We start from the raw sequence: 3,409 nt of genomic DNA, 5'->3' as shown, positions 1-3,409 counted from the left end.
TTACGGCATTGAAGCCGCCCGCAAGGACAAGCTTCCCAACGTCGGCGTACTGGCTGGCTACAATTACCAGAACGTCATTTCGGATCTACCGGCGAATAATTACTTCCTGGGACTGAACGTAAGCTGGAACATCTACGATTTTGGCAAACGTCGTTCGGAAGAAAACCAACGGATTTCGCAGAAGAAACAGGCCGAAGCCTATCAGGCTCATACGCAGGAAGACGTAGCCGCTAAAATCAGCAAAGCGTACCGAAAAGTGACACAGTCGCAACGCCTCATTACGGTGGCTCAGCAGGCAGTTACCCTACGTCGCGAGGAAGTACGGATGAAAACCAATGCGAAAGAAGCGGGTCTGAAACTGGAAAAAGATTTGCTGGAATCGAAGGCAAATCTGGCCAAGGCGGAGCAGGATCTGTACGGGGCTCAACTGGCCTATCGGCTGGCCATTGCGGAATTGAATACGCTGGCGGGTATTCGCTAGAAAAGCTTACAGGAAAGAAAACGGCGGGCGGAAGTTTGCCGTTTTTTTTATGAATGATATTTAAGCAACGGGCGGTAAGGTATTCGTTGCATCCGATCGTACTTATTTCAGCACGTAGGCGTGGGCGGGCTCTCCCTTTTCGAGTTTGATACGCACGCCGTTAATTTCTTCGGGTAACCGTCGCTCCCAGTGTTTAGTCAGACTTTTCACCCGGACTAGGATGTACTCTTTTTCGTTTTCCCGCCGGATTGCCAGTCCCAGGAACCCTTGCTCATCGCGGAGTTGCCGGGACAATTCTTTTTTGATTTCGCCTACCGTACTCATCATCTTCATCATTTACTAAGGGTGACATTCAACGCCCGTAATACATTGGCAATGGGATTGGCAAAGGTCAGATTCCCATCACCGGCAAACAACAAGCCGACGACTAATCCCGTTCCCGCTTCCACAATAATTGATCCCGAATCGCCGGGCTGGGAAAATGCGTTTCCATCTTCCCCTTCAATTTCAATCTGATCCACGAAATAAGCCTGCTTGCGATCAAACGTGACGGGTAAATCCGTGGCAAGCGAAACAACCGTGCCCGTGGTATACCCCGTGGTGCGACCGTATTTTTCCACTTTCATGCCGTACGTGGGCGTGGTAATGCCCGTCAGCGTAGCCAGCGGCGGATTCGACGGAGGAAAGTTAGTGGAAACCAGCGAATTATCCAAGGGTTCGGCCAGGGCAGCATCGACTTCGTTGGTTCCCGTAAAATCAAGGGGTACAAACCGAGCCAGTGTTCCAACCCGGCTCGCATTCGATCCTCCATCGCGAACGCCGGGTTGCCAGATGGAATCGCCGGTCTTCGCTTCGTTGCCATTGGCAAAAACGTGATTATTGCTGAGCCAGTACGTCTTTCCCTGATCGTATACGGTACAACCCAGGGTTCCCGCCGATACGAGTTCATGCCCGATGGACACACCGTACCACAGGGGTCGCTGCGAGCGGCGGATGGGCTCATTGAAAGCAATGACCTGGTTGGCGTGAATCATGCGTAAATCCGGCTCGTCGACTTCCAATACGGTAGCCAGAGCCGTAATTTCCTGCGGAGAAAGAGGGTTTTGAACGAGCACGCGAATGTGATAGTCCTCAGTTCCCTCTCGTCCAATACCGATTCCGGCAAGGGCGGGCTGGATGAGATGCGTACTGCTTTCGAGTACCGTATCCAGTCCGAAGGCACGAACGATTTTATGTTGAGTAGCCAGCAACTGGCCCGACAATACACTTTTGGCCTGTACGGCTTTTTGATAATTCATACTATTCTTAGCAACATGTTCCGCAGGAACGGCTGATTTTTAGTTCGTATGCAATCGAAGCTTAGTCATAAAAAACAATGACCAAGTAGTATTCCATAATTAGTATTTCGTCCCGCTGAGAGGGCTGGTCATTAGTCTGTATGCATTCCATGCAGGAATTTGCTCACAACCAACAACAATTAACTCTTTATTACAGGATCGCTCCATCGTCCCGTTGAGTTAGCTGGTCTTTTAGTCCGTATCGCGAACGCCGCTGACTTCCTCTTGCTCAAAGCCACCGCATTGCTGAGGAAGTAGGCGGCTTTTCGCGATAGGACGGGGTTCAGTTTTATGTCGTCCACTATACTAACTAGCTGATAAACATCACCTATTGTTGGAAGATGCCCCCCCGCCCGCCCGTAAGCCATTCCATGGCGGCAACTGAACGACCTACGGCAGCCGCAATGCAGTGGCCTAAAGCGGGCGGTCGCCGCCACGGGATCACCCCCATGGAATGGTTAGGCGTGGAGAGGTCCAGCCTGGAAGGCTCACGGGCTACTAGTCAGCTAGTAAGAAACACCCAAACCGGTAATTACAAATTTTAAATACCGCTTAGATGATACTTTAACGAAACGCCCCATAACTACTCAACTTATCTGCCCGCAGTAACTGACCCGTGGCCTGAAACAGCATATAATTCACTTCTACCGAGGCATGGTACTCGATCACCGCATTTCGCCAGAGGCGTTTGGTAATCTGATATGATCCCTGCGAGGAAACCTGTAATCGCAGGTGGTACGCGGCAGGTTCCTGCAATAATTGATGAAGCTGTTCGGTCTGCCGCAACGAGGCCAGCGTAGATACCGGACTTTCCGTAACCTGTAAGTCGGTCCAGATTTTCGTTCCCGTTTGCTGATACGATGCGAGGGTCGTTTTCAATGCATCAACGGCCTGGGTTCGTTGCCGGGCCTGAAACATTTTTTCCGCTTCGTTGCCGGTCCAGGTAGCCAAACGTTCCCGAAAGGCTTCCAGATCCAGATTCATCTCTGTCGCGCGTTCCAGTAGCTGAGAAAGTTCCGATAAGGTTCGTAATAATGCGGATTCTGATCCGGCCCGAATAGGATATAGCCGTGGATAAAATAGGGTCACGGCGGCCTGACTGCTCTCCTTTTGCAAGAGAGCTACGGCGTCTGCTTCGCTGAGGGTTACCGGCTGACTCTTGATTTCTACTTCCTTCCGAAACAACTGCACCAGTTCAGCCAGTGACTGTACTACGCCCGTGGCCAAAGCCGGAGCCGCCAGCCATCCTACGCCTAAATTCTGACTTTGGGCCAGCGGTTTATTTTCCAGCCAGGCCCTACCCTGCTCCAGCACTTCACGGGCTTGATCCAGGGTCGTTTGTATCGACGTATTGAGAAACTGAAGTTGCTGGAGTATGAGTTGATAATTGCTCAAGGCCTGCACATCCGATTCCTGATAGATGATGAGTCGGGATCCGGCAGTCAGGATTGTCTGGTTGTCGGTGTATACCTGTCTCATCAGTACGCGTAACTGCTGATGAGCGGATTCGGTGATTTGCGGGAATTGTACCCCTTCACCCACCAAAATACTTCCATTAGGTACGGGCAGGGGGTTGGTGGGCCGCTCGCCC

At 51.5% G+C, this 3,409-nt stretch carries 5 protein-coding genes; 2 read left to right on the top strand and 3 right to left on the bottom strand.

All coding sequences use genetic code 11. From position 1 onward, the window contains the following. Positions 1-481, top strand: a 481-nt coding sequence (locus tag ACOJTG_RS23925) for a TolC family protein (protein ID WP_420156117.1), incomplete at its 5' end; no start/stop codon positions are given. A gap of 102 nt (positions 482-583) precedes the next feature. Here ACOJTG_RS23925 and ACOJTG_RS23920 read toward each other — a convergent pair. Continuing rightward, positions 584-817, bottom strand: coding sequence for a hypothetical protein (locus tag ACOJTG_RS23920; protein ID WP_102199654.1), 234 nt, complete (start codon positions 815-817; stop codon positions 584-586). Further along, positions 814-1,779, bottom strand: coding sequence for a hypothetical protein (locus ACOJTG_RS23915; RefSeq protein ID WP_420156116.1), 966 nt, complete (start codon positions 1,777-1,779; stop codon positions 814-816). The genes ACOJTG_RS23920 and ACOJTG_RS23915 overlap by 4 nt, the downstream gene beginning before the upstream one ends. Before the next feature lie 410 nt (positions 1,780-2,189). On the opposite strand from ACOJTG_RS23915, the gene ACOJTG_RS23910 reads away from it, so the two are divergent. Continuing rightward, positions 2,190-2,363 (top strand): hypothetical protein, encoded by a 174-nt coding sequence (locus ACOJTG_RS23910; protein WP_420156115.1) that lies wholly within the window; start codon positions 2,190-2,192, stop codon positions 2,361-2,363. Between the two features lie 19 nt (positions 2,364-2,382). On the opposite strand, the gene ACOJTG_RS23905 is transcribed toward ACOJTG_RS23910, so the two are convergent. Then, positions 2,383-3,409, bottom strand: a 1,027-nt coding sequence (locus ACOJTG_RS23905) for a hypothetical protein (RefSeq protein WP_420156114.1), incomplete at its 5' end; no start/stop codon positions are given.

The organism is Siphonobacter sp., assembly GCF_048595215.1.
Taxonomy (GTDB): domain Bacteria; phylum Bacteroidota; class Bacteroidia; order Cytophagales; family Spirosomataceae; genus Siphonobacter.
The sequence above is the reverse complement of the archived record's forward strand: the minus strand, read 5'-3'. Positions and strand labels throughout refer to the sequence as shown.

Bases quoted from the DNA above. Each gene is read 5' to 3' on its own strand.
- ACOJTG_RS23920 (WP_102199654.1), bottom strand. From the start codon at position 817: ATGATGAAGATGATGAGTACGGTAGGCGAAATCAAAAAAGAATTGTCC.
- ACOJTG_RS23915 (WP_420156116.1), bottom strand. From the start codon at position 1,779: ATGAATTATCAAAAAGCCGTACAGGCCAAAAGTGTATTGTCGGGCCAG.
- ACOJTG_RS23910 (WP_420156115.1), top strand. From the start codon at position 2,190: ATGGCGGCAACTGAACGACCTACGGCAGCCGCAATGCAGTGGCCTAAA.